The sequence below is a fragment of the Corynebacterium sp. MSK019 genome (assembly GCF_030232425.1).
GTDB classification, from domain to species: Bacteria; Actinomycetota; Actinomycetes; order Mycobacteriales; family Mycobacteriaceae; genus Corynebacterium; species Corynebacterium jeikeium_D.
This window is the reverse complement of record NZ_JASPJT010000029.1, coordinates 1-1380: the sequence shown is the minus strand read 5'-3', so window position 1 is coordinate 1380 and position 1380 is coordinate 1. Positions and strand designations below refer to the sequence as shown.

The 1380-nt window shown below is 55.9% G+C and carries 1 protein-coding gene; it reads right to left on the bottom strand.

What is annotated here, in order from left to right; translation table 11 throughout:
* Window positions 1-43: 43 nt before the first annotated feature.
* Window positions 44-1228 (bottom strand): IS256-like element IS3503 family transposase, encoded by a 1185-nt coding sequence (locus QP982_RS10610; RefSeq protein ID WP_069359385.1) that lies wholly within the window; start codon window positions 1226-1228, stop codon window positions 44-46.
* Window positions 1229-1380: the final 152 nt, after the last annotated feature.

The following is a 1380-nucleotide window of genomic DNA, read 5'->3' as shown; positions in this document are numbered from 1 at the left end:
GGGTTAAGTAAAGAAAAGTGTGTCTTTTCCGGGCGTGTTGCGGTTATTTGATCCAGCCTTTTTGGATGCCGAGGTTGTGTTGGTAGCTGGTGTCGATGGCGGTGTCGTATTCTGCTGGTGCACCGATGTCATTGGTAGTGGCTGTGGTGTTGTGGGTGATCAGGTCTGTTGCTGTGGAAAGTGCGTCTTGACCCCATCGTTGGTCCCTGGCGATCTTGACCGGATCGTCAGGGACTTCTGTATGTAGATACAGCCACCAATCCATCACTGTGCGTTGATGCGGTAGTGATAGTCCGCGGTGTCTGCGGGCTAGTTCTTTTATGGGGGCGTTGATGCCACCTTCGAGGCTGTTTGTTGTTGCTGCAAGGTTGTCGGGGTCGATGGTTGTTGGTGGGGGTTGCAGGTAGGTAAACAGCAGGTCTCTGCGGTGCAGAGATAGCAATGATTGATAGGCCGCTCGGACGCGTTGGTGGGTGTAGACCTTGGTGTAGGCGCCGGTAGCAGGGTCTTTGATGGTGGTTTTCTCGTTCATCCATTCCCGGTAGGTGTGGTCGAATTCGTGCAGGTGGGCGACCCATGTGGATGCTTGGTCAAGGTCGGTGATGCGAGTGAGTTTCAGGGCTAGGCGGTAGAGGGTTTTGCCGGCATCGGTGCGGGGGTTGCTGGTGGTGTGGCGGCAGACTGTTCGTTGGGCGTGGACGAGGCAGCGTTGGATGCGTGTTGTTGGCCAGCAGTGGTGGATGGCTGATTGGGCACCTTGTCCGCCGTCTGTGACTGCGATTAGTGGTGCGGCAATGGGGCGTAGGAGTTCGGTGTAGGCGGCGGTGGTTTCGTGTCTGGCCCAGGTCCAGTTGATGACGTGGGTTTTACTGGCTGCGATCAGGAGGCATCCGGACTTTAGATAGGTCGCGTCGAGGAAGATTTGGTCATGGATGCGGAATGAGTCGATGGTGGGTGTGGGGATGATCCACCAGCACCATCGGAATCGGTGGTGCATGGTTTGCCTGGTTACGCCATGGTGTGCGGCGAAGGTGGTTAGAGATTGGGTGCCGGTGGCCCATTGGATGAACAAAGCCATGGTGGCGGTGTTTTTGTTGTGGGTTTGGGTGTTGCGGGTAAAGGAGTGTCCGCAGTGGGTGCAGCGCCAACGGGTGGTTGATTTGCTGGTGGTGCCGTTTTTCTTTGTGTTGTTGCCGCATAGTGGGCAGCTGGGGCGGTTGGTGGTCATCCTTTAATCCAACCGGTGTGCGGTTAGCACAAATGTGGCCGGAGGTGCGGGATGGTGTGGGTAATAGCTTTCGGGGAGCTATTCTTTGGTGATTTGTGGTGTGTGGTCTGGGGTTATGGTGGCATGCGGACACACTTTTCTTTACTTAACCC

Excerpts from the sequence above, each read along its gene's own strand:
- QP982_RS10610 (WP_069359385.1), bottom strand. The coding sequence starts at position 1,228 with ATGACCACCAACCGCCCCAGCTGCCCACTATGCGGCAACAACACAAAG.